The organism is Rhodococcus sp. LB1 (assembly GCF_001583455.1).
Lineage (GTDB): Bacteria > Actinomycetota > Actinomycetes > Mycobacteriales > Mycobacteriaceae > Rhodococcus_F > Rhodococcus_F opacus.
On the sequence record NZ_LTCZ01000334.1, the window covers coordinates 224,120 to 245,013 of the forward strand.

The window sequence follows — 20,894 nt, forward strand, 5'->3', positions numbered from 1 at the left end:
CGGTCAGGCCTCCATCACCACGGACCCGGCAGCCTTGCCGTCCAGCGCGAGCACGAAATCGGCGATGTACTGCAGCAACTCCACGTCCCGCACCCGCTCCGCGCCGATTCCGCCGGAACCTGCCCGGGGCAGCGGCAGCTGCACCATCCCGGTGGTGGCACGGTACTGCGCGCTCGGGTAGATCCGCTTGAGACGCAACTGCTTCGAGTCGGGCAGGGCCATCGGCGCGATCTTCAGCTGCGTCCCGACCACGGCGATTTCCTCGAGTCCGTACTCGCGGGCCAGCAGGCGCAGCTTGGCCACCGAAACCAGTCGGCGGACCTCCTCGGGGAGCGGTCCGTACCGGTCGACGAGTTCGTCGACCACGGCCGTGATGCCGTCGAGTTCGGTGGCCGCCGCGAGCTTGCGGTATCCCTCGAGCCGGAGACGGTCGCTGGTGACGTAATCGGGAGGGATGTGCGCGTCGACGGGCAGGTCGATACGGACCTCCTTCGGGGCGTCCTCCGTCGTGATCGGCTTGCCGTCGGCGGCCGCCCGGAACGCCTCGACCGCCTCCCCCACCAGCCGCACGTACAGGTCGAACCCGACACCCGCGACGTGACCGGACTGCTCGGCGCCCAGCACGTTTCCGGCGCCGCGGATCTCGAGGTCCTTCATCGCGACCGCCATGCCGGCACCGAGATCGGAGTTCTGCGAAATGGTCGCGAGGCGGTCGTAGGCCGTCTCCGTGAGCGGCTTCTCCGGCGGGTACAGGAAGTACGCGTAGCCGCGTTCCCGGCTACGCCCGACACGACCGCGCAACTGGTGCAGCTGCGACAGGCCGAGGGAATCGGCGCGTTCGACGATGAGCGTGTTGGCGTTGGAGATGTCGAGACCCGTCTCGATGATCGTGGTGCACACCAGCACGTCGTAGTCGCGTTCCCAGAAGCCCTGCACGGTCCGCTCGAGCGTGTCCTCGTTCATCTGGCCGTGCGCCACCACGACCCGCGCCTCGGGGACGAGGTCGCGGATACGCTGGGCCGACTTGTCGATCGAGCTGACCCGGTTGTGGACGTAGAACACCTGCCCGTCGCGGAGCAGTTCCCGTCGGATGGCCGCGGCGACCTGCTTGTCTGCGTACGCGCCGACATAGGTGAGGATGGGGTGCCGCTCCTCCGGCGGTGTGAGGATCGTGGACATCTCGCGGATGCCCGCCATGCTCATCTCCAGCGTTCGCGGGATCGGCGTGGCCGACATCGTGAGAACGTCCACGTGGGTGCGCAGCGCCTTGATGTGCTCCTTGTGTTCCACACCGAAGCGCTGTTCCTCGTCGACGATGACGAGGCCCAGGTCCTTCCACCGGATCCCGGTCTGCAGCAGCCGGTGCGTGCCGACCACGACGTCGATCTCGCCGTCCGCCATGCCGGCGATGATCTCCTTGGAGTCCCCCGCATCCGTGAAGCGGGAGAGCCCGCGCACCGTCACCGGGAACGCCGCCATGCGCTCGGTGAACGTCTGCAGGTGCTGCTGAGCGAGGAGGGTCGTCGGCACCAGGACCGCCACCTGCTTGCCGTCCTGCACGGCCTTGAACGCCGCCCGCACCGCGATCTCGGTCTTGCCGTAGCCGACGTCGCCGATGACGACGCGGTCCATCGGGACCGCCTTCTCCATGTCGGCCTTGACCTCGCTGATGACCGTCAGCTGGTCGTGGGTCTCGGTGAACGCGAAGGCGTCCTCCATCTCCTTCTGCCACGGGGTGTCCGGGCCGAACGCATGACCGGGTGCGGCCTGCCGCGCCGCGTACAGCTGGACGAGTTCACCGGCGATCTCACGAACCGCCTTGCGCGCCTTGCGTTTGGTGTTGGCCCAGTCGGAACCGCCGAGCTTGCTCAGCGCGGGCAGCTCGCCGCCCACGTACCGCGACAGCTGGTCGAGCGACTCCATCGGGACGAACAGACGGTCGCCCGGGTGTCCGCGCTTGCTGGCGGCGTACTCGATCACGAGGTACTCGCGCCGCGCGCCGCCGATGGTGCGTTCGACCATCTCGACGAATCGTCCGATGCCGTGCTGGTCGTGCACCACCATGTCCCCGGCGGTCAGAGCGAGCGGGTCCACCTGGTTGCGGCGCTTCGCCGGCAGCCTCTTGCCGTCGCCGACCGCGGCCACCCGGTTGCCGGTGAGGTCGGCCTCCGTGACGATGACGAGTCCGGCGGTGGAGGCGTCGCCGGGGAAGACCAGGCCGTCGTGGAGCGAACCGCGCAGCACCCCGACCTGGCCCCGCGGGGGCTCGGTACCGGGCGCGAGTTCCGCCGCGGGTACCTCGGCCTCGCGAAGACGCTCGAGCACGCGATGCGCGGTGCCGGCGCCCGCGACCACGATGACGGCCCGCCCGCCGGTGGTGACGTGGGCGCGCAGGCTCACGAACAGTTCCGACAGCAGGTCGTCGGAACCGCGGACCTGGGGTGCCGGCGTGACCGCCAGCTCCAGTTCCTCGCCGTTGCCGGACGCGAGCGGGCTCAGCGTCCACCACGGCAGACCCGTGGTCTCCGCGGATTCCCGGACCTGACTGAGCGAGCGGTAGGCGGAGGCGCCGAGGTCGATGCCGTCGCCCTTCAGCACCGAGGTGTCGAGCGGGACGGCGCCGCCGATCGAGGCCGCCGTCCACGACGCCTCGAGGAACTCCTGACCGGTGCGCACCAGGTCGGTGGCGCGCGTCCGGATCTTCTCCGGATCGCACAGCAGCACGTGCGCGCTCTCGGGCAGCACGTCGGTGAGCAACTGGAGTTGCCCCGGCCGCAGCACGGGCAGCAGTGCCTCCATGCCCTCCACCGGGATGCCGGCCGACATCTTGTCGAGCATCTCGACGAGCGCGGCGTCGGCCTGGTTGTCGACCGCGAGCTGCGCGGCGCGGTCGCGGACGTCCTCGGTGAGGAGCAGTTCGCGGCACGGCGGGGCGATCACGGCGTCGATGTCGAGTTCGGGCAGCGACCTCTGATCCGCGACGGAGAACGCGCGCAACTCGGTGACCTCGTCGCCCCAGAATTCGACGCGCACGGGATGATCCGCGGTGGGTGAGAACAGGTCCAGGATGCCGCCGCGGACGGCGAACTCGCCGCGCTTGCCCACCATGTCGACGCGCGTGTACGCCATTTCGACGAGCCGCTGGATCAGCCCGTCGAAGTCGTGCTCGACACCCACGCGCAGCGTGACCGGTTCGATCTCACCGAGACCGGGGGCCATGGGTTGCACCAGCGAACGGACGGTGGTGACGATGACCTGGAGCGGAGCCCCGTACGAGCGGTCGTCCGGGCGCGCGAGTCTGCGGAGCACCTCCACGCGGCGACCGACCGTGTCGGCGCTCGGCGACAGCCGTTCGTGCGGCAGCGTCTCCCACGACGGGAACTGCGCCACGGCGTCGCCGATCATCTCCTGCAGTTCGGCGGTGAGGTCGTCGGCCTCGCGACCGGTCGCGGTGACCAGCAGCAGATGGGTGCGCTCGGCGAGAGCCGCGGCCACGAACGGCCGGGCGGGTGCGGGCGCGACGATGTCGAGGTGATGCCGCCCGAGCGCCTCGGTCACCTGCGCGATGACTGCGTCGCCCAGCGCGATCTTCGCCAGACCGGCGAGCGGGGTGTCGGACGAGGGCTCGGCAGCGATGAGCGGGGAAGACAACGACGCACTCCTGAGCAGTGATGACGAACTGCCGGCGAACAGCTCGGGCCGGGACGAGCGGCCAGTTGCGGACTGAGCCAGCCTAGTCGATATCGCACACGGACGGACCGGGGTCCGTATCAGGTGCAGACCTGCACGACCGGTGTGACGGCCACCGAGTTCAGCGCCCGCACGTGCCCGGTCACCGCGTCCGCTGTCCCGGTCCTGCGCACCGGCACGATTCGCGCTCCGCCGGGCGGCAGGTGGAACCAGGAGTCCGCCGGTTCGAAGCCGCGGAGTTCGAGGTGGACGTACTGGGCGGCGCCGTCGGTTCCGACGTCGACGACCCAGTCCCCGGGCGCCGCCTGCCGCGCCACCGCCGTCAGGCCGACGGTGCGTTCGAGGGCCCGGGCAGGTCCGCCGACGAGGTGCACGGACTCGGCGACGACACCGTCCTCGCTCGACAGGGTGACGGTCACGCTCTCGTACCCGCGGGGGCCGAAACGGTGGACGTGTGTCGCGTCGGTGAAACGCCCGAGCACCGTGTCGAGCGACCACCGGCGGGCCGCGTGCCCGGCGAGGGTCACCGGTTCGGTGACGTCGAACGCCCGGGCACCCGTGCGGGTGTGCACCTGCACCCGCAACTCCCCCACGACCGTGTGGTCGGAGTCGTTGAGCGCGTCGATCCGCAGTCCGTCCAGTCCGTCCTCGGCGAGGAGGACGGCGACCGGCAGCGACATCCGCCGCATCACGAACCACGGCGCCTTGGGCCTGCCGTCGGAGTCGAGCAGCCCCCACCCGGCGCCGGGTTCGAGGTCGCGGAGCGCGAGCACCAGGGCGCCGTCGCATCCCGAATCGGGCCGTCGCCAGAAACCGAGAGTCGCCGCGAACACCTCGCAGACGGCGGCCCGACCGAGGGCGAGGTACCGCTCGGGGTCGCTCCAGCGGACCGTCGACGGTTCCTCGCCGAACAGCGTCCGCACGTAGTGATCGCGGACGTCCTCGAAGTCCCAGGACGCGCCGTTGTCCCGCGGCACGGCCGCCTTCCACCGTGGATGGTGGCCGGCCGCCGCGAGGCTGCCGAACTCGGCCTCGATCGCCGCATCCGACGGGGGGATCGAGAATGCGAGGCATTCGGCGGCGAACCGCACCCGGGCCTGACGGACGTCGGACGGCGGAAGCCGGTAGCCCCCGACACCGAAGTAGTGCGCGATACCCGTCCCCACGTGGGTCGCGAGCGCATCGCTGCCCGGCGGCGAGGTCGGTGACGACGACACCGGCACCACCCCCGGCGCCGTCCTACCGACCACCGCCGGGATCACGTCGTGCACCGCCGTCATGTGCGGCACCGCGAGTCCGAGCATTGCCGGTTGCTGTTCGGTCTCGCTGCCTCCGCTGAACACGGTGAGCGCGGGGTTACCGGACAGCGGCCGCAGCACCGCCTCGACCTCCGCGGTCAGCAGGTCCAGGAACGGCTGGTCGTCGGGCGGGTCGAACGTCGACAGCATGGCGTCCTGCCACACCATGACACCGAGTTCGGCACAGTCGTCCCAGAATGCGGCGTCCTCGTACACCGCCGTGCCCGGCACGCGGACCATGTTCAGGCCGGCCCCGACCACCCGCTCGAGAGTGGCCCGCGTCTGATCCCGGCCGCCCAGCCCGACCGGATCCACCGGCGTCCAGACGGCGCCGCGGCAGTACACGTCGACGCCGTTGACCGACAGCCGGAATCCGCCGTCACCGCGCGCCGCGCACACGGTGCGGAATCCGACCGCACCCAGGTCGACGACGTGCTCCCCCAGGACGACGCTCAGCGGATACGTCACGGGGATGCCGTGGGTGTGGGGCCACCACAACCGGACGTCGGGGACGCGCAGGTGAGCGCGGACCTCCTGCGCGCCGGGCCCGGAGTCCACGATTGTCCCGTCCACGGTGAGGTCGCCGAGCCGCACGACAGGCGCCGGCGCGGCCGAGCGGTGCACGCGCACGGCGAGGTCCAGTACGCCCGCGCCGCCCTCCACGGTGGTGACCACGTGACGGTCCGACAGGACAGGGGCTGCGCCGTCGTGCAGACGCGCCGCCCGCCACGGACCCACCGGGGCCGGCACACCGCCGAAGACCGGGGCGCGACCGAGCAGGCTCGTGCGAATCCAGCGCAGTCCCTGCGCGCTCACCAGCGACGACCGCCAGCGTCCGCGTGGCCGTCGGCGGCGCAGCGCGGCATCGAGCGACGGAAAACGGATCGCCAGCGTGACCGTGCCGGGGCGGGAAGCGAGTTCGACCGCGGCCGGCACGAACATCGACTCCGACGACAGGACGAGGTCGTCACCGGCCCACACCTCCGCATGCGAGGCGAGGCCGTCGAACTCGAGACGCCACGGCCCCGGTCCGTCGCCGCACACGTCGGTGACGAACCACCAGTCCACCGCATCGGTCTTCGCCGCGGCCGCCGCAGCGCCGTCGATCGCCCGGATCGCGCCTGCCGCGGTGCCCGGCACCTGCGCGTGGTACCACGGACCCGGCACACGAGCCAGTCCCGAGGGATCGGTGACCGATCCCGGTTCCGTTGCCACACACCGCCACCGAGCACCGGTGAGAAGATCCACTACTCGCGTCCGACCACTCGCGCCACGCCGTCCACCGACCGTTCCCACGCCTCGGCCATGCCGTCGAGTTGAGCCGACGGGTCGACACTGCGTCCGCGAGCGGCCCGAGCCATCTGGAACTGCACACTCTTCGCGCCCTGCGCCACCGCCCGGAAGCCCGGCGCGAACGCCGCCGCCCCCGCGAACCCGTTGCGCTCGAGGTACTCGCAGACGTCGGCGGCCAATTCCGCGGTGGCACCGCACTGCCGCAACACCCCGAACGTCCACAGGTGAAAGGTGTCGATGCCCGCGTCGCGGATCCAGGGCACGTCGGCGACCACCCGCTCACCGAGATCGCGCACCGGATTCCCGTCCGGTCGGGTGGCGAGATGATGGCGCAGTACCGCCTCGAAGCGCGCCGGCCGGTACCCCGGGTCCCCGTCGAACCGGACCTGCTCCACGTAGGGGGTGAAGGTCGCCGATCCGGCGACGTCGAGCCCGAACAACCCGCGAAAGTCGTCACCGGCCAGCCGGTGATACCCGCTGTTGTGGAAATACTCGAGCACACCGGCCTCCCGGTCGATGTAGTTCGCGACGATCGTCGTCTTGGTGTGACCCTCGCGGTAACCGGTGCCCACGGTGTCCGGGAGCCAGTGCGCATCCACCTCGACGGTCGACAGCATTCCCGCCGCGAGATTGTCCTCGACGTGGTCGAGGACCCGGCGCCAGACGTTCATCTCCCCCACGTCGATCCCGTACAGCGCGAACAGATCCTCCGGCTTGAACTTCAGGAATGTCCACTGCGATCCGTCGAACCGGGCCCCGAACGCGCACGCGGCGGCGGGCACCGGATCGAGCCCGAGCGAGTGGAGTACCTCCACCCACAGGTCGAGGTAGCAGTTGGTCTCGGTCCACGTCCGCTCGCCGGAGTGGATGGTGTGCGGTTCGTATCCGTCCGGCGAGATCTCGATCAACCGGGACGTCACAGCGACATCCGGGATTTCACCGCACTCGGCCAGCGCGACGGGTCGATGCCGTGGGTCCGCAGCATCGCGAGCGCGATGCGTTCCATTCCGAATCCCACGCACGCACTGTGGGCGACGCCGCCGTCTGCGGTGGCGATGTCGAACGTGACACCGAAGTGGTCCTGATGACAGTTGCACGAGACGACGGCGGTCCCCTCGTCGAGATCGCCGTACAGGCGCACCGTGAGCTCGGTCTTGAGGTTCTCCTCGCGCTGGTTGGCGGCGAGCATGCGTCCGACCCTGCCGAAGAACGGGTCGTTCGCGACCACCGGCGTGGCGTCCAGCCACAGGTCGGACAGCACCTCGAGCCCGCGCTCGATCCACGAATCACGGTGCGTCGCGGCCTGGTCCGCCGTGCCGATCCGCACGAACTCGTGCATCCGGAACGCCTGCATGCGGGCGGGATCGAACGCCGGCTCGTGCCGGAAGCAGTAGCCGTACACGTCGAGCAGCGCACCGCCGTCCGGCAACACCCCCGTGAACATCGGGTACGCGGGGTGGCACGCCGCCGACACCAGCATGGTGTCGGCCGGTTCGAGCCACCTGTCCCAGCTCTCGCCGTCGGCTCGCGCCGCGAGCAGTTGGGCGTGCTCGGCGTTTGTGCCGGTGAACGTGTTGATCGCCCCGGTCAGATTGGGGAACGACGCGATGTAGTCGGTGCGCTCGAAACTGGTGCGGGGGAACACCGGGGGAAACCGGAATCGGGCCGCGGACGCGCCCGGCCCTGCTGCCCGTACGACCGCGTCGATGCCGTCGACGATGTCCTCGAACAATCCCGACCGTCCGTAGAGGCCGGCAACCGACGTGTCCACCAGAAGCCCGGCGTCCAGCAGTTCCGCCCGGAACGCACGCCGGGCCCGCTCGAGTTCGCTCGTCTCTTCCCGCTCCACTGCTGTATCCGTGCTCATATCGTCCCCCGGTATGCCGTGGCCATCTGCGCCGAGTTGGCCATGATTCGATCGTTGTTGACCATGACGGCCGCCCCGTGCGCATCGCGCAGGTGCCGGCCGAGCGAGTACTCCGTGTCTTCCCGGTAGCCGGCGATCCCGCAGATCAGCAGGGCCCTGCCGACGAGGTCGACAACCAGGGTCGACGCCGTCACCTTCAAGTTGTTCATCGCCAGCGAATAGCCCACTCCGCCCGCGACTTCGGCCTCCGGCGAACCGGCGGGTGCCGCATCGGCGTCGTCGAACCGGCGGGCCGCCGCGAACACGATGTCCGAGAACTGCTGGTGCACAGCGGCCGCCTCGGCGAGACGCGACGCCGCGGGCGAGGCCACGCCCGGCTGCTTACGCGCTGCCGCTCGCACGTACCGGCGTGCCTTCTCCACCGCGGCGTCGGCGATGCCGAGCCACACGGCCGACCACACCGAATGCGACACCGGGAGCATCGTCGCCGCCGAGATCTCCGCGTAGGGATCGGCGACGACGAGGTCGGGGCTGGTGGTGGCACGCAACACGAAACCGGGGCTGCAGGTTCCGCGCAGTCCCAGCGTGTTCCAGTCACCGGTGCGCTCGAGCGTCACGTCGGCACGCCGGCAGATGACGAGCACCTGGTCGCTCGGCGGGCTGTCGGGGGTGCGCCGCGCGGTCGCGAGGATCGCGTCGGCGTACTCGCCGTAGGAGATCACGGGGGCATTCTTGACCAGCGACACCACCCCGCCGGACTGCTCCACCGCGCATGTGCTGCGCCGGACGTCGCCCCCGATGCCCAGTTCCGTCGTCGCCGATGCCAGCAGGTACCGACCGGCGACCGCGTCACGCAGGAAAGCGGAGACGCCGTCGCCACCCGGATGCCGTACGAGCGAGAGGATCTGGGTCTGGTGCATCGCGAACACCATCGCCGTCGCGGCGCAGTGACGCCCGAGGGTCCGGGCGATCGTGCACAGTTCCCGCAGCGACGCGCCTTCGCCACCCAGTTCCGCGGGAACGGCACACGAGAGCAACCGCTGGTCCCGGAGCGCGTCGATCGCTTCCTGCGGAAAACGTGCGTCCCGATCGACGTCGACGGCCCAGCGCGCGGCCACCTCGGCCACGACCCTCTCGGCTCGCGCCGCCGGTCCCCACGACTGCGCGGACTCGATCCCGGTGCCGCTCGCGAAGGCGATACTCATGCCACTCCGAGTTCGACGAGTGCACCCCGAATGGAATCCACACTCGCGAACGTGCTCTTGCGCAGCAGCTCGTCGGGAAACTCGATGTCGAACGAATCCTCCAGCGCCAGCATGACGTTGACGCTCGCGTGCGACGTCAAACCCAGTTCGTAGAGATCGGCGCCGACGGCGATGCTCGCGGCATCGACGGACAACCGGGCGTGGTCGCCGAGAACCTTGCGGATGGTCTGCTCGCTCATGGGTGACGTTCTCCTTGGTGATGGGATGGGGTGCCGAGCCGGGACGCGGTGACCATCGCGATCGCGACGTCGGCCTCGTGCGAGATCGACACGTCGAATCCGCCGAGCCCCTGCCGCTCGGCGAGGGCCGACGCGTTGCCGGACAAGCGCACTCCGCATCCGCCCCAGCTCTCGCGCCGGATCTCGATGGACTGCCACGGCAAGGCGACGTCCCCGGGCCGCAACACCTTGACCACGGCCTCCTTGGCCGCGAACCGGGCGGCCAGCCGTTGGGTCCGCGCAGGTCCTTCGCAGGTTTCCAATTCGTGGGGCGTGAAGATTCTCGTCAGATAGCGGTCACCGAACCGCTCGACACTGCTTCTCACATGCCCGACCGTCATCACGTCGCACCCGATACGGGACTCGGGGATCGACAAGACAGAACCACCAGACATCGATCCCCCTGCTCCAGTCTTCGCCAGTCCCACGTTCTGCACCGGAAGCCGCACTCAGCGACTCTCCAGCAAACCCTTCGAAAAGTTACCGCACACCGACAATTCAAGACAAGAGGTACTGCGGTGTGGGCATAAACATACCCCGAGTCCGTAACGTTGTCTTGCCGGAACGGCCGACTCCAAGTCCCGGAGGGACGACCGCCCTCCACATCCCCGCGACCCAATGGCCGACTCGGAGTCGACGCACCCTCAGTAGGCGCCGTTCGGCCGAAGCACTGCGCGCGTCGTCTTCCACAGGATCAGCAAATCCAGCGTGGGGCTCCAGTTCTCGACGTAATGCAGGTCGGCACGCACCGACTCCTCCCAGCTGAGGTTGCTCCGGCCACTCACCTGCCACAGACCCGTGAGTCCCGGTTTGACGAACAGCCGACGCCGCGCACCGTCGTCGCCGTATCGCGCCACCTCGCACTCCAGCGGTGGACGTGGGCCCACCAAGGACATGCTGCCCGTCACGACATTGAACAACTGCGGCAGCTCGTCGAGCGAGTAGCGGCGAATGAACTTGCCGACACGGGTGACCCGGGGATCGTCGTGAATCTTGAACATCACGCCGGCGCCCTCGTCGAACGCCGCGAGCTCACGAAGTCGCCCTTCGGCACCCACCACCATGCTGCGGAACTTGTACATCGTGAACAGCGCGCCGTCCCGCCCGACGCGGATCTGTTTGAACAACGCCGGACCACGACTGCTGGCGCGAATTGCACAGGCGATCATCAGAAGAACCGGAGCGATGCCGATGACGAGAACGAGAGCGAAGATCCGATCGAGAACATTCTTGATGACCCATGCCGGGCCCGAATACGTCGGCGCGCTCAACTGCATCAACGGAACTCCCGCGACAGGCGCTATATGCAGGCGCGGACCGACCACATCCATGAGCACGGGCGCGATCAGAAGGTCGGTTCCGGTGCCCTCGAGTTCCCAGCTGAGCCGCTCGGTTCGAGTGGGGGTCCAGCCGCTCGAGGGGAGAACCGCAATCGCCTGGAAGGAATGCAGCCTCGCGATTCCGACGATGTCCTTCTCCGTCCCGATCACCGGAATGCCCTCGATTGCAAGCGGAAGCTCTTCACCCGGTCTCACATCGGCCAGGCAGATAGCGTCGACGCGCCACCCGGCCTGGGAGATATCAGGCGTTCGTTTGATCAATTCGAGCACTTCCGCGACGTCGCCGGCCACGAGGACGGAGCGCAGATTGCCCCCCGATCTCCGGCGTCTGCGCAGTTCCAGCCTCAGCACATAGCGTCCGAGCACCGAGAGTGCGGCCGCGAGCGGAAGAGCGCCGAACACCCACGAGTGCCCGTTCGAGGTGCCGAGCGCGTACCCGGCGACAGCCATCACTGCGATGGCCCACACATACGCTCGTCCGACCCTGTGCACTTCCTCGGCACCGCTGCCGAGAACGCGTGGATCCCATGCATGCGCCAGAGCCAGGGAGAGCATCGAGAGAACGAGAACCGCGACCGCAACTGCGAGACCCCCCTGCCACGCCCCAAGAGACCCGAGAGAGAGGTGGCGATAGGCGACGGTGACGAAGAGGTCCGCAGCCAAGACACAGAGGAGATCGCTGCAGAACGCAGCGCGAAAGTACGAACGCTCCCAGTCCGGTCGTCGAGGCGGAGGCTCGGGCAGGGCACGGCCGGGGATCGTCGGTACTCCCGCCCCCGTTCGGACACGTGCACATTCGGATCTAATGAGGAGCTGGGTCCTCTCGGACACACTCAGCGCTTCGACATCGCTTCCACATTCGCACATTGGCCAAACCCATGCTCGGAACCCACCCGCCGTGGCGTCGATCCGATCGAGCCCCGGAACTGATTACTAAAAAACATACTCCGAGTCTGTTATAGCCGCAATCAAATGACTTGCATTATTTAAAATGAATTAAACCAAACTTTCGGTATGGTTGTTATGCCACGGGCGACCTACAGCCCGACCTCGATCGCTCCCGCGACCAGCAACTTGCCGATCTTCTCCGCCGAGACCGGGCGGCTGAACAGGAAGCCCTGCGCCCGATGGCAACCCATGTCGAGAAGTTGCCGGGCCGACTCGACGTTCTCGACGCCCTCCGCGACGAGCTCCAGGCCGAACGATTCGGCAAGGCCGATGATGGACTTCACGATCGCCCGGTCCCCCGCATTGCTGTCGAGGTTCATCACGAAGCCCTTGTCGATCTTCAGCGTCCCGACCGGCAGCGCCTTGAGGTGGCTGAGGGAGCTGTACCCGGTGCCGAAGTCGTCGATCGCGACCTCGACATCCATCGCGTGCAGCCCTTCGAGCGCTTCACGCGTCCAGGTCAGGTCACTGAGCACAGCGTTCTCGGTGATCTCCAGGCACAGCGCGCCCTTCCGAAGGTCGAATTCCGTCAACGCACTGGCAACGACGTCGAGAAAATCCAGACCGGCCAACTGCCCCGGCGAGACGTTGACGCTGAGATCCAGATCCAATTCGGGAACCTGCGACCGCCAGTCGGCCCACTGCCGGCAGGCCTTCCGGATCACCCAGCGCCCGAGCTCCCCCGCCACATTCGTCGCCTCGGCGACGTCGATGAACGACGCCGGCTGCAGCAACCCGAGCAGCGGGTGATTCCACCGCACCAGGGCCTCCACCCCGATGATGCGGCCGGTCCGCAGGTCGACCTCGGGCTGGTACTCGAGGAACAGCGACTCGTCCGCGATGGCCGCACGCAGACTGAGCTCGATCATGTTGCGTTTCTCGCTCTCCTCCTGCATCTCGTCCGTGAAGACGCTGATCGCATTACCGCCCTTGGTCTTCGCGACCATGACGGCCTGGTCCGCCTGGCTGAGAAGTGAACTTGTGGTCGCCTTACCCGGATATCCCGCCGCGACGCCGATGCTGACACTGCGACTGACGACCTCGCGGCCGAGACGCACCCGCTCGGTCACGACGTCGCGGATGCGCTGCGCCCGCGCCTCCGCCTCCTGCAAACCGACCGATCCGCCGAGCACGAGCACGAATTCGTCGCCGCCCAGCCTGGAGACGAGGTCGTCGGCCTCGCTGCTCGATCTGAGCCGGTCCGCGATCGTGGAGATGAACCCGTCGCCGGCTCCGTGACCGAAGAAGTCGTTGAGAGGCTTCAGCCGGTCCAGGTCGAGGAACAGGATGGCGACCGGCCCGGGTTCGGACTCGGCGAGGCGCGTGTCCAGGTGGTGGTAGAGCGCGCGCCGGTTACTGAGTCCGGTGAGGGAATCGTGGTCGGCCGAGTAGCGCAACTGCTCTTCGACGACGATGCGCGCCTGGACCTGGGCGAGCAGCGCGGCGATGGCCTTGAGGACGTCGAGCTCCGGCGGCGTCCAGTCGCGGTCGCCGAACTTGATGAATCCGAGCGTGCCCGTCGTCGTCTCACCGGACAGCAGCGGAACGGCCGCGAGCGACACCTGTGGCACTCCGGACGCCTCGCGGACCCGCTCGTTGTAATCCGGACCGGACACCTCCGGCCGGAAGATGGCCACTTCCTTCTGGTGCTCGATCTGGGCGAACGTCGAGTCGGCATCCTTGAAATAGACGACGCCGAGCGGGTCGGGGTCGGGAATGAAGGGCCGGAGTGGGTATTCCGCGATCAGGACCGTCGCGGCGATGTCGTGGTCGGTGAACCGGAGGAAGCTGGTGTCGACCTCGAAATGCTCCACAAGATCCTGCAACACGCGGGTGGCCACGGGCTTGAACGAGACCGCATCGACAGGCGTGAGCCGGGACGCCACGGTTGTCACCAGGGTCTCGAGCTTCTCGGTTTGCTTCTCGGTGTTCACGGGCCCTCCTGTCCTTACGATATCCGCCTACGAACCCGATCGGCGAGGCGCTCGCTCCGAACCGAGGGGCCCGGCGCATGGCTGAGCCGTAACACCAGGGCGAGCGCTTCACCTCCCTTCGCTCCGACGACGTCGAACAGTTCCTTCCGCAGCCTCTCCAATGGTGCCGCATACCGTGGTGAGAGTTGTTCGAGTTCCGCGCTTTCCACACCGTAGAGAAATACCGGTGAAATCGGCTGGACGGCGAGCCCGAGCGCCTGCGCGCAGATCCATACGCATTCGGTCGCTTGGCCGCCGCGCACATAGTCCCGCAGGGTGCTGCCCGGGATCGCGACGGCGGCGATCGCCGAGCTCGACGCGACGCGGTCCGCAGTGGACTTGCCCAGCGCCTGTCCCGCGTCCTGTGCGCCCAACCGTTCCATGACGTCGGGTCTCCGCAACAGCGCAAGGGTCGACAGTTCCGCCGAGTCGAGTTCCAGTGCGCGAACGTCGATGCCGGTCTCGACCGAATCAAGGAGCGGCCACCGCAACTCGCCGATCATCTCGCGATGCAGGGTAGGAGTGAGGAATCGGATGCGATCCGACTCCGCCAGAATGGCGCCGATCGTCGCGATGTCGTCCCGGTCGGTCACCAGGCAGAGGCGTGCGCCCTCGCGAGATGCAGCATCCGAGAGAAGCCCTACCTGCGTGTCGTCCAACGGCCGGGGCACGCCCGGCCTGCGGTTGGTGGTCCGGTCGAGCATGTGCTCGTAGCGGTCGGTGAGTTCACGGTCGTTTCCGCTGCCGAACGTCATCGTGGCGACGGGAAGTCCCAGATCCCCGTCGCGGACTGTCACGGCGCCGAGCAGTCCGGCGGCCGACGCGGCGATCCGGGCGTTGTGCAAGGCGGCGCCGATCGCGACACAACTGCCGCGGTATCCGACGTCCATGGCCGTCGTGTGCGTCGGGGCCAGGGAGATGGTCAGCCCCTCCTCGTCCGCCGCAATCGCCCACGGCTGAACGTTGCCGCCGGAAGGCGCGCGAGCCGCGGCATTCACGACGGCGTCGACGGCATCGGACGAGGCTGCGGCCGCCGCACGATCCGCAGGCGCCTCCGGCAGGTCGTGCGATCTGGGCGGATCGGTGAGGGCATCGAGATGCCCGTCCAGATCCATGCGGCACCGACCCGACGCCAGCGGCTGTCCGAGCACGATGCGCCGCACCGCCGCCGCGACCTCCGCCCCGCCGAGCAACACCTCGCCCCCGAGCTGCGGCCAGGTCGAGATGGTCTCGTCCACCTCCACCAGCGACGCCGCCATCGTCGCCGACAACTGTGTGGCGTCGAGAATCCGAAGGACGAGCGGAATCTTGTCCCGCGCGCCGAGACCGGCGAGTGACTCCACGTCGACGTCGCCGATCACTCCGTGGAAGATTGGGCGATCCGGTTCGAGGTCGAACCGCTCGACGTCCAGCAGGCCCCTGTCGCTGGTGGCCATCAGCACCGGCAGACCCCGGCGACGGGCCTCCCTCCGCAGGGACACCTTGACGTCCAGCGAGTCGCACTCGTCGATCACCACGTCCGTGCCGTCCAGGAATTCGGCCACCGACTCGACGTCGAGACCGTCCTCCCACAACGTCACAGTGACGTAGGGGTCGATCTCCGCGATACGGCGGGCGGCGACCACTGCCTTGTTCACGCCGAGGTCCAGAACGGTGCCGGGAACCCGGTTCAGGTTGGACAGTTCGAGGGTGTCGAAGTCCGCGAGCCGCAGGCCGCCGCATGCCCCTTCCAGGGTGAGGGCCAGCGCAACCGCGTGGCCGACGCTCAGCCCGACGATCCCGACCGTCACGTCGCGGAGTCGTTCCTGCTCCGGTGCGGTGACTTTGTTCCGATTACGGTCCAGCCGCAGCAGCCGGAACGCTGCGGGGCCGAGCAACCGCACCACGGTGCGTCGCCACGAGTAGTACGCCCACACCGGCGTCTCGTCCAGCACATCGGGATCGGGCGCGGGAACAAGAGTGCGGAGCGTGTCCCGCTGCTGTTCGAGTCGATCGACGAAGACCACCGCGGGGTCGCGGCGGAGACGGTCGAGTACCGCCGCGTCCCCGGAGTGGCCCTCGTCGAACAGCAGTGCGGTGTAGTCACCGCGGGATTCGTTCACGAGACGCTCCGCATCGGCCGGACGACGTTTCCTCCCGTCCCCGTCGCTGTGTCCGCCGACGGCGTCGAGCGGGACGTCGTGAGTAACAGTTGGGCCAACTGCATGGATTCGGCGCGGCCCCTGCGCCTACTCCGATCCCACCACATCAGCCGCGTCTCGTAGCGGTCATCGGGGTAAGGCACAGGAGCAATATGGTCGGCCACCACCCCGCCGGAGGACCGCCACGTGTCCAGAACGTGGGCTGCCGCGGTTGCGAGCATGAACTGGACGTCGAGCAGATCCATCGAATAGGTGGCGAATCGGCCCAGTGCGCCGACGAGTTCACCCCGCCTGCCGGCGCTGTCCGACACCCACGCGCCCTTCGCCTCCAACACGCCGAACGGCAACCGGTCCTCGATCATCCGGCGGACGGCGGGAGCTCCGGGATGGGTGCCCCATTCCGTGATCGCATGCGCCTGATCTGCGGAAAGATAGGGTCCCTGGATTCGGACGCCCGCCGCGACGGAGCCCTGCGGCTCGATCGCGACAACGAACATTGCAGTGGTGTCGCCATCCTGTATCCGGCGGTATTCGAGGGCCTTCTCGGCACCGTACTTGCGATAGCCGGTCACGGCGCCCTCGAGATATGCATCCCACAGCGCTGGCTCGTCGGAGGGCCGGGCCACGACGAAGCGACACTCCGACCGGGGATCCCAGACACTCAGAGTTCGGTCGAATATGGTCTCGGTCGACCGTACGTCGGTCTGCGGACGTGACAGCTGTTCAACAGGCATTGGCTTTCCCATCGGAGTTGGTGCGGCAATTCCGGGGACTCACGGGTTACGTTAAGACCCCAAGAACTGGACACACGAACACCCGGTCACAGCCCCGCGGCTACTCATTTTCCGCGTTTACTCCGGATTTGTCACCTGTGGTGCCGAAAATAGGCACTGAAACAAACTTCAGGTCGGTATTTAACGCGCCTGAATTACGTCAGGGAAATGAACAACTCGACGTTGTTCGGAGGACGGAAGACCTCTACCTCTTCCGCGTAAGCGCGCTCGATGCGCCCCTCCTTCTCGGCCACCTCGGCCTGGATCCACACATCTTCGATGGGGTCGGACGTCCGCCCGTCGGGTGTGAACTTGGCGAAATAACCGGCCGGGACGCGCACCAGCACGTCGCCGATCTCGAGGTGGTCGAGGTCGATGCAGCGATACCCGATCACGGCCGTCCATCCCAGCTCCGGGACCGCCACGTAGACGGTGGTGAGTTCCTCGACGCCGCGCAGCTGGACGCGCTCGCGGGTGAACTTCAACAGGTCGGTCGCATGCGCCGACGAACCCAACTCCATGCGCGGGAGAACGAGGCCACCGAAATCAGTCGACTCACGCTTGACAATTTCGAAACTCATTGCTGCCCCTGCCTGGTGGCGGGTGGCACTATCGCCACATAAAGATCGATCCCGAAAGCATGCGGGTAGAACTCGAAATCGCCGGTGAAGGACCGTTGAATCTGCTGTGACTCCTCCGCGTCTCGAATCTGCCCCCAGAGGGCGTCGAAGAGATCAGGGAATGTGCCGACCGAGGAGAACTTCGCATAGGTTCCCGCAGGAATCCGCGATACCAGGTGCCCGCGCCCTACCTGATCTATCGAGGAGCACTCGTACCCCACGATTTGCGTGTAATACGAATTGATCTCAGGAGCGTGGTCGACGTAGGCGGAGGCCAACGGACGATCCACATTCTGCGCGAGGAGGGTGGACCACGTCTTCTCGAGAGCCTTGTCGCGCGCTTCCCCCAGCGCCCGCTTGGGGCTGCGCACAGCCAGTCCAGCGACCAACGTCTCTTCGCGTTCGACAATGACGAACGGCACCGGGCACCCCTCCGATGTCATCGGAACATATGGCCTACAAGGACAATTTATGTTCGGCCTCCTGCATTTTGGAGGTCGAATTTTCACAATACATCGTCGGGAATCCACCGTCTGCGTCATTGGTCCCCGAAGCCGCCAGCCGCCTCTTCGAGGCCACAAATTACTCCACCTCCTGGACTAATTCGATAAATTCCGAAAAATGGTTTTGTACGCACTTAACATACCCGAAGTTGGTTTTGAGCCTTGAACGTTGACATGAAGTGTGGTTTATTGAGTGGATCGACGACCCGTGGTGTGACATACCTGACAGGAACGTCATGACCTCCCCGGGGTGAAGGGAGACTGCAGTGCGCTGCCGACTGTGCGACTCCGACCGGATGCGGAGCATCCTGGACCTGGGCGCGACCCCGCCTTGTGAACTCTTCCTGACCGAAGCCGCGTTGGACACTGCGGAAGTAACCTATCCACTGCACCTGCGGCTGTGCGAAGACTGCTTGCTCCTGCAGATTCCTGCACTGATCACGCCGGAAGACACCTTCACCGACTATGCCTACTACTCCTCCTTCTCGGACTCCTGGGTCGAGCACGCGCGGAGGTTCGTCGCCTCGGCCGCGGACAGACTCGGCCTCGACGACACTTCGTCGGTCGTGGAGGTTGCGAGCAACGACGGCTACCTGCTGCAACACTGCGTCGCCGCCGGAATCCGCTGTCTCGGAATCGAACCGTCGCACAACGTCGGTGCGGCCGCGCGTGAGCGCGGGGTTCCCACTCTCACCGCGTTCCTGGACGAGGACCTCGCCGCCCGTGTTCGAGCGGAGCACGGCCCCGCGGAACTCGTGGTCGCGAACAACGTCTACGCGCACGTCCCGGACCTTCTCGGATTCACTCGCTCTCTCCGCACCCTCGTCGCAGACGACGGCTGGCTGAGCATCGAGGTTCACCACGCCTTGAATCTGGTCCACCTCGCGCAATTCGACACGATTTATCACGAGCACTTCCAGTACTACACCGTGCTGTCCGCGACCCGCGCGCTCGCGACGGCGGGCCTCACAGTCGTCGATGTGGAACTGCTGGAAACACACGGGGGATCGATACGGATCTGGGCGCGTCCCAGCGCCGTCGGCCGGGAGCCGACTCGCCGCGTCGCCGAGGTGCTGCACCGGGAGAAGACGGCCGGCCTGCACGACGTAGACGGCTACCTCGGACTCGAGCCTCGGGTGAGGGCTGTACGACAGCAGTTGCTCGGGTTCCTCCTGGACTGCCGGGCCGAGAACCGGACGGTCGTCGGCTACGGCGCTCCGGGCAAGGGAAACACGCTGTTGAACTACTGCGGAATTCGTCCGGACCTACTCGAATATACGGTCGATCGGAATCCCTACAAGCACGGTCGTTTCACGCCCGGCACCCGGATTCCGATCCTCGACCCGAAGCAGATCGAGAAGGATCGCCCCGACGTCGTCCTCGCGTTGCCCTGGAATCTCGAGGCAGAACTGACCGAACAACTGCGATACATCACAGAGTGGGGCGGGGAACTGGTCTTTCCACTCCCCTCCCTGCACAGCGCCGGTTTCCAGCCGGACACCGTGTCAAGGAGGCTCACGACATGAAAGTTGTCCTGTTCTGCGGCGGTTACGGCATGCGCATGCGTAACGACCGCAGCGACGCAATCCCCAAGCCGATGCAGATGGTCGGCCCCCGGCCCCTGCTGTGGCACGTGATGCACTACTACGCCCACTTCGGGCACAAGGAGTTCATCCTCTGCCTCGGGTACGGCGCCGAGGCCATCAAAGAGTTCTTCCTCGACTACCGCGAAGCGGAGTCCAACGACTTCATCCTTCACGCCAACAAGATCGAGCTTCTGCATTCCGACATCAGCGACTGGTCCATCACGTTCGTCGACACAGGTCTGGAATCGGCGATCGGTGAACGACTGCGCCGCGTGCGACGGCACCTCGACGGCGACGAATACTTTCTCGCGAACTACGCAGACGTCCTGACCGACGCTCCCCTCGACGACGTGGTCGCGAAGTTCCACGAATCCGGTGCCGCGGCGTCGATGCTCGTCGTTCCGCCGCAGTCCTCGTTCCACTGCGTGAACGTGGCCGACAACGGCGAGGTCAAGGAGATCATACCGGTCGGTCGGCTACCGATCTGGGAGAACGGTGGCTACTTCGTCCTCAGCCACGAGATCTTCGACCTTCTCCCACCGGGCGGCGATCTGGTGGCGGATGTCTGCGAAACCCTGGCGGGCGAAGGCCGCCTGTTCGGATACCGGCACGAGGGCTTCTGGAAACCTGCCGACACCTTCAAGGAGCGAGCGGAACTCGACGCGAATTACGCAAAGGGCATCCATCCGTGGATGGTGTGGGAGCAACCGCAGGCGGTGTCATAGTCATGCTCGACCTCCATACCCCGCAGGTCGCCGAGATCGCCGTTCTCGGCGCACACTGTGACGACATCGCGATCGGCGTCGGCGGGACGCTGCTGACTCTGTCGTCCAGTTCGCCAGGACTCCGAGTGCGTGCCCTGGTGTTGTCGGGCAACGACTCCAGGCGAGAGATCGAGGAACGGCACGCGCTCACCGCACTGTGCCCCGGTGCCGACCTCGAACTCGACGTCCTCGACGTTCCGGACGGCCACGCGCCAGGATACTGGGAGCCGATCAAGACTGCACTCGAGGGATTCCGGCGACGATGTGAGCCCGACATCGTGTTCGCTCCGCATCGCGGGGATGCCCACCAGGATCACCGGCTACTGGCCGAACTCGTACCGACAGTGTTTCGGGACCATCTCGTGCTGGGCTACGAGATCCTCAAATGGGAGACCGACACCCCCCACCCCACTGTCTTCCATCCTCTGATACGAGCGGTCGCGGAGGAAAAGGCCCGGGTTCTGTTGAAGCACTACCCGTCCCAGATCGACCGCGATTGGTTCGACGAAGAAGCGTTCCTCGGCGTCACCCGACTGCGGGGTGTGCAGTGCCGGCGACTGCACGCCGAGGCCTTCGTTCTCGAGAAGGCGAACATACGATTCGGAAGGACCTGAC

At 67.0% G+C, this 20,894-nt stretch carries 16 protein-coding genes; 3 read left to right on the plus strand and 13 right to left on the minus strand.

Translation table 11 applies throughout. The features are described from left to right. Positions 1-3: 3 nt before the first annotated feature. From mfd to AZG88_RS34165, 13 genes are all read right to left on the minus strand, one after another. The gene (mfd, locus tag AZG88_RS34105; RefSeq protein ID WP_005238834.1) at positions 4-3,651 is read right to left on the minus strand and encodes a transcription-repair coupling factor; all 3,648 of its coding nucleotides are present in this window, start codon (positions 3,649-3,651) and stop codon (positions 4-6) included. Between the two features lie 119 nt (positions 3,652-3,770). Then, positions 3,771-6,203 carry a glycosyl hydrolase gene (locus AZG88_RS34110; RefSeq protein WP_231914288.1) on the minus strand — a complete coding sequence of 811 codons (2,433 nt, stop codon included), beginning with the start codon at positions 6,201-6,203 and terminating at the stop codon, positions 3,771-3,773. Between the two features lie 32 nt (positions 6,204-6,235). Continuing rightward, positions 6,236-7,201, minus strand: coding sequence for a DUF1839 family protein (locus tag AZG88_RS34115; RefSeq protein WP_061700323.1), 966 nt, complete (start codon positions 7,199-7,201; stop codon positions 6,236-6,238). Continuing rightward, positions 7,198-8,148 (minus strand): amino acid--[acyl-carrier-protein] ligase, encoded by a 951-nt coding sequence (locus AZG88_RS34120; protein ID WP_025432139.1) that lies wholly within the window; start codon positions 8,146-8,148, stop codon positions 7,198-7,200. The genes AZG88_RS34115 and AZG88_RS34120 overlap by 4 nt, the downstream gene beginning before the upstream one ends. After that, positions 8,145-9,353 carry an acyl-CoA dehydrogenase family protein gene (locus AZG88_RS34125; protein WP_061041502.1) on the minus strand — a complete coding sequence of 403 codons (1,209 nt, stop codon included), beginning with the start codon at positions 9,351-9,353 and terminating at the stop codon, positions 8,145-8,147. Before AZG88_RS34125 ends, AZG88_RS34120 begins: the two co-directional genes overlap by 4 nt. Further along, positions 9,350-9,592 (minus strand): acyl carrier protein, encoded by a 243-nt coding sequence (locus AZG88_RS34130; protein WP_005238830.1) that lies wholly within the window; start codon positions 9,590-9,592, stop codon positions 9,350-9,352. Before AZG88_RS34130 ends, AZG88_RS34125 begins: the two co-directional genes overlap by 4 nt. Beyond that, positions 9,589-10,026, minus strand: coding sequence for a holo-ACP synthase (gene acpS, locus AZG88_RS34135; RefSeq protein WP_061700341.1), 438 nt, complete (start codon positions 10,024-10,026; stop codon positions 9,589-9,591). Before acpS ends, AZG88_RS34130 begins: the two co-directional genes overlap by 4 nt. Positions 10,027-10,275: 249 nt before the next feature. After that, positions 10,276-11,634: a sugar transferase gene (locus tag AZG88_RS34140; RefSeq protein ID WP_231914289.1), complete on the minus strand. Its 1,359-nt coding sequence runs from the start codon at positions 11,632-11,634 to the stop codon at positions 10,276-10,278. A 374-nt stretch (positions 11,635-12,008) separates the two neighbouring features. Next, positions 12,009-13,853 (minus strand): putative bifunctional diguanylate cyclase/phosphodiesterase, encoded by a 1,845-nt coding sequence (locus AZG88_RS34145; RefSeq protein WP_061041504.1) that lies wholly within the window; start codon positions 13,851-13,853, stop codon positions 12,009-12,011. A gap of 14 nt (positions 13,854-13,867) precedes the next feature. Beyond that, positions 13,868-15,994 (minus strand): Rv1355c family protein, encoded by a 2,127-nt coding sequence (locus tag AZG88_RS34150; protein WP_061041505.1) that lies wholly within the window; start codon positions 15,992-15,994, stop codon positions 13,868-13,870. Then, positions 15,991-16,659, minus strand: coding sequence for a hypothetical protein (locus tag AZG88_RS34155; protein ID WP_231914290.1), 669 nt, complete (start codon positions 16,657-16,659; stop codon positions 15,991-15,993). Before AZG88_RS34155 ends, AZG88_RS34150 begins: the two co-directional genes overlap by 4 nt. 302 nt (positions 16,660-16,961) lie before the next feature. Then, positions 16,962-17,387, minus strand: a complete 426-nt coding sequence (locus AZG88_RS34160) for a hypothetical protein (RefSeq protein WP_054246042.1) — start codon at positions 17,385-17,387, stop codon at positions 16,962-16,964. Beyond that, the gene (locus AZG88_RS34165) at positions 17,384-17,848 is read right to left on the minus strand and encodes a GyrI-like domain-containing protein (RefSeq protein WP_054246065.1); all 465 of its coding nucleotides are present in this window, start codon (positions 17,846-17,848) and stop codon (positions 17,384-17,386) included. The genes AZG88_RS34160 and AZG88_RS34165 overlap by 4 nt, the downstream gene beginning before the upstream one ends. 347 nt (positions 17,849-18,195) lie before the next feature. Between AZG88_RS34165 and AZG88_RS34170 the strand changes: the two genes are divergently transcribed. Genes AZG88_RS34170 through AZG88_RS34180 form a run of 3 tightly spaced genes read left to right on the plus strand, consistent with a single transcriptional unit; the run spans position 18,196 to position 20,893 of the window. Continuing rightward, positions 18,196-19,455, plus strand: coding sequence for a class I SAM-dependent methyltransferase (locus AZG88_RS34170; RefSeq protein ID WP_061041507.1), 1,260 nt, complete (start codon positions 18,196-18,198; stop codon positions 19,453-19,455). Further along, positions 19,452-20,240 carry a hypothetical protein gene (locus tag AZG88_RS34175; protein WP_061041508.1) on the plus strand — a complete coding sequence of 263 codons (789 nt, stop codon included), beginning with the start codon at positions 19,452-19,454 and terminating at the stop codon, positions 20,238-20,240. Before AZG88_RS34170 ends, AZG88_RS34175 begins: the two co-directional genes overlap by 4 nt. Before the next feature lie 2 nt (positions 20,241-20,242). Beyond that, on the plus strand, positions 20,243-20,893 hold the full coding sequence (locus tag AZG88_RS34180) for a PIG-L deacetylase family protein (protein ID WP_061700324.1): 651 nt from the start codon (positions 20,243-20,245) through the stop codon (positions 20,891-20,893). The last annotated feature ends 1 nt before the right edge of the window (position 20,894 follow it).

What these genes read in the sequence shown, in the direction of transcription:
- AZG88_RS34120 (WP_025432139.1), bottom strand. Translation starts at nt 8,148, where the DNA reads ATGAGCACGGATACAGCAGTGGAGCGGGAAGAGACGAGCGAACTCGAG.
- AZG88_RS34160 (WP_054246042.1), bottom strand. Translation starts at nt 17,387, where the DNA reads ATGAGTTTCGAAATTGTCAAGCGTGAGTCGACTGATTTCGGTGGCCTC.
- acpS (WP_061700341.1), bottom strand. Translation starts at nt 10,026, where the DNA reads ATGTCTGGTGGTTCTGTCTTGTCGATCCCCGAGTCCCGTATCGGGTGC.
- AZG88_RS34180 (WP_061700324.1), top strand. Translation starts at nt 20,243, where the DNA reads ATGCTCGACCTCCATACCCCGCAGGTCGCCGAGATCGCCGTTCTCGGC.
- AZG88_RS34125 (WP_061041502.1), bottom strand. Translation starts at nt 9,353, where the DNA reads ATGAGTATCGCCTTCGCGAGCGGCACCGGGATCGAGTCCGCGCAGTCG.
- AZG88_RS34175 (WP_061041508.1), top strand. Translation starts at nt 19,452, where the DNA reads ATGAAAGTTGTCCTGTTCTGCGGCGGTTACGGCATGCGCATGCGTAAC.
- AZG88_RS34130 (WP_005238830.1), bottom strand. Translation starts at nt 9,592, where the DNA reads ATGAGCGAGCAGACCATCCGCAAGGTTCTCGGCGACCACGCCCGGTTG.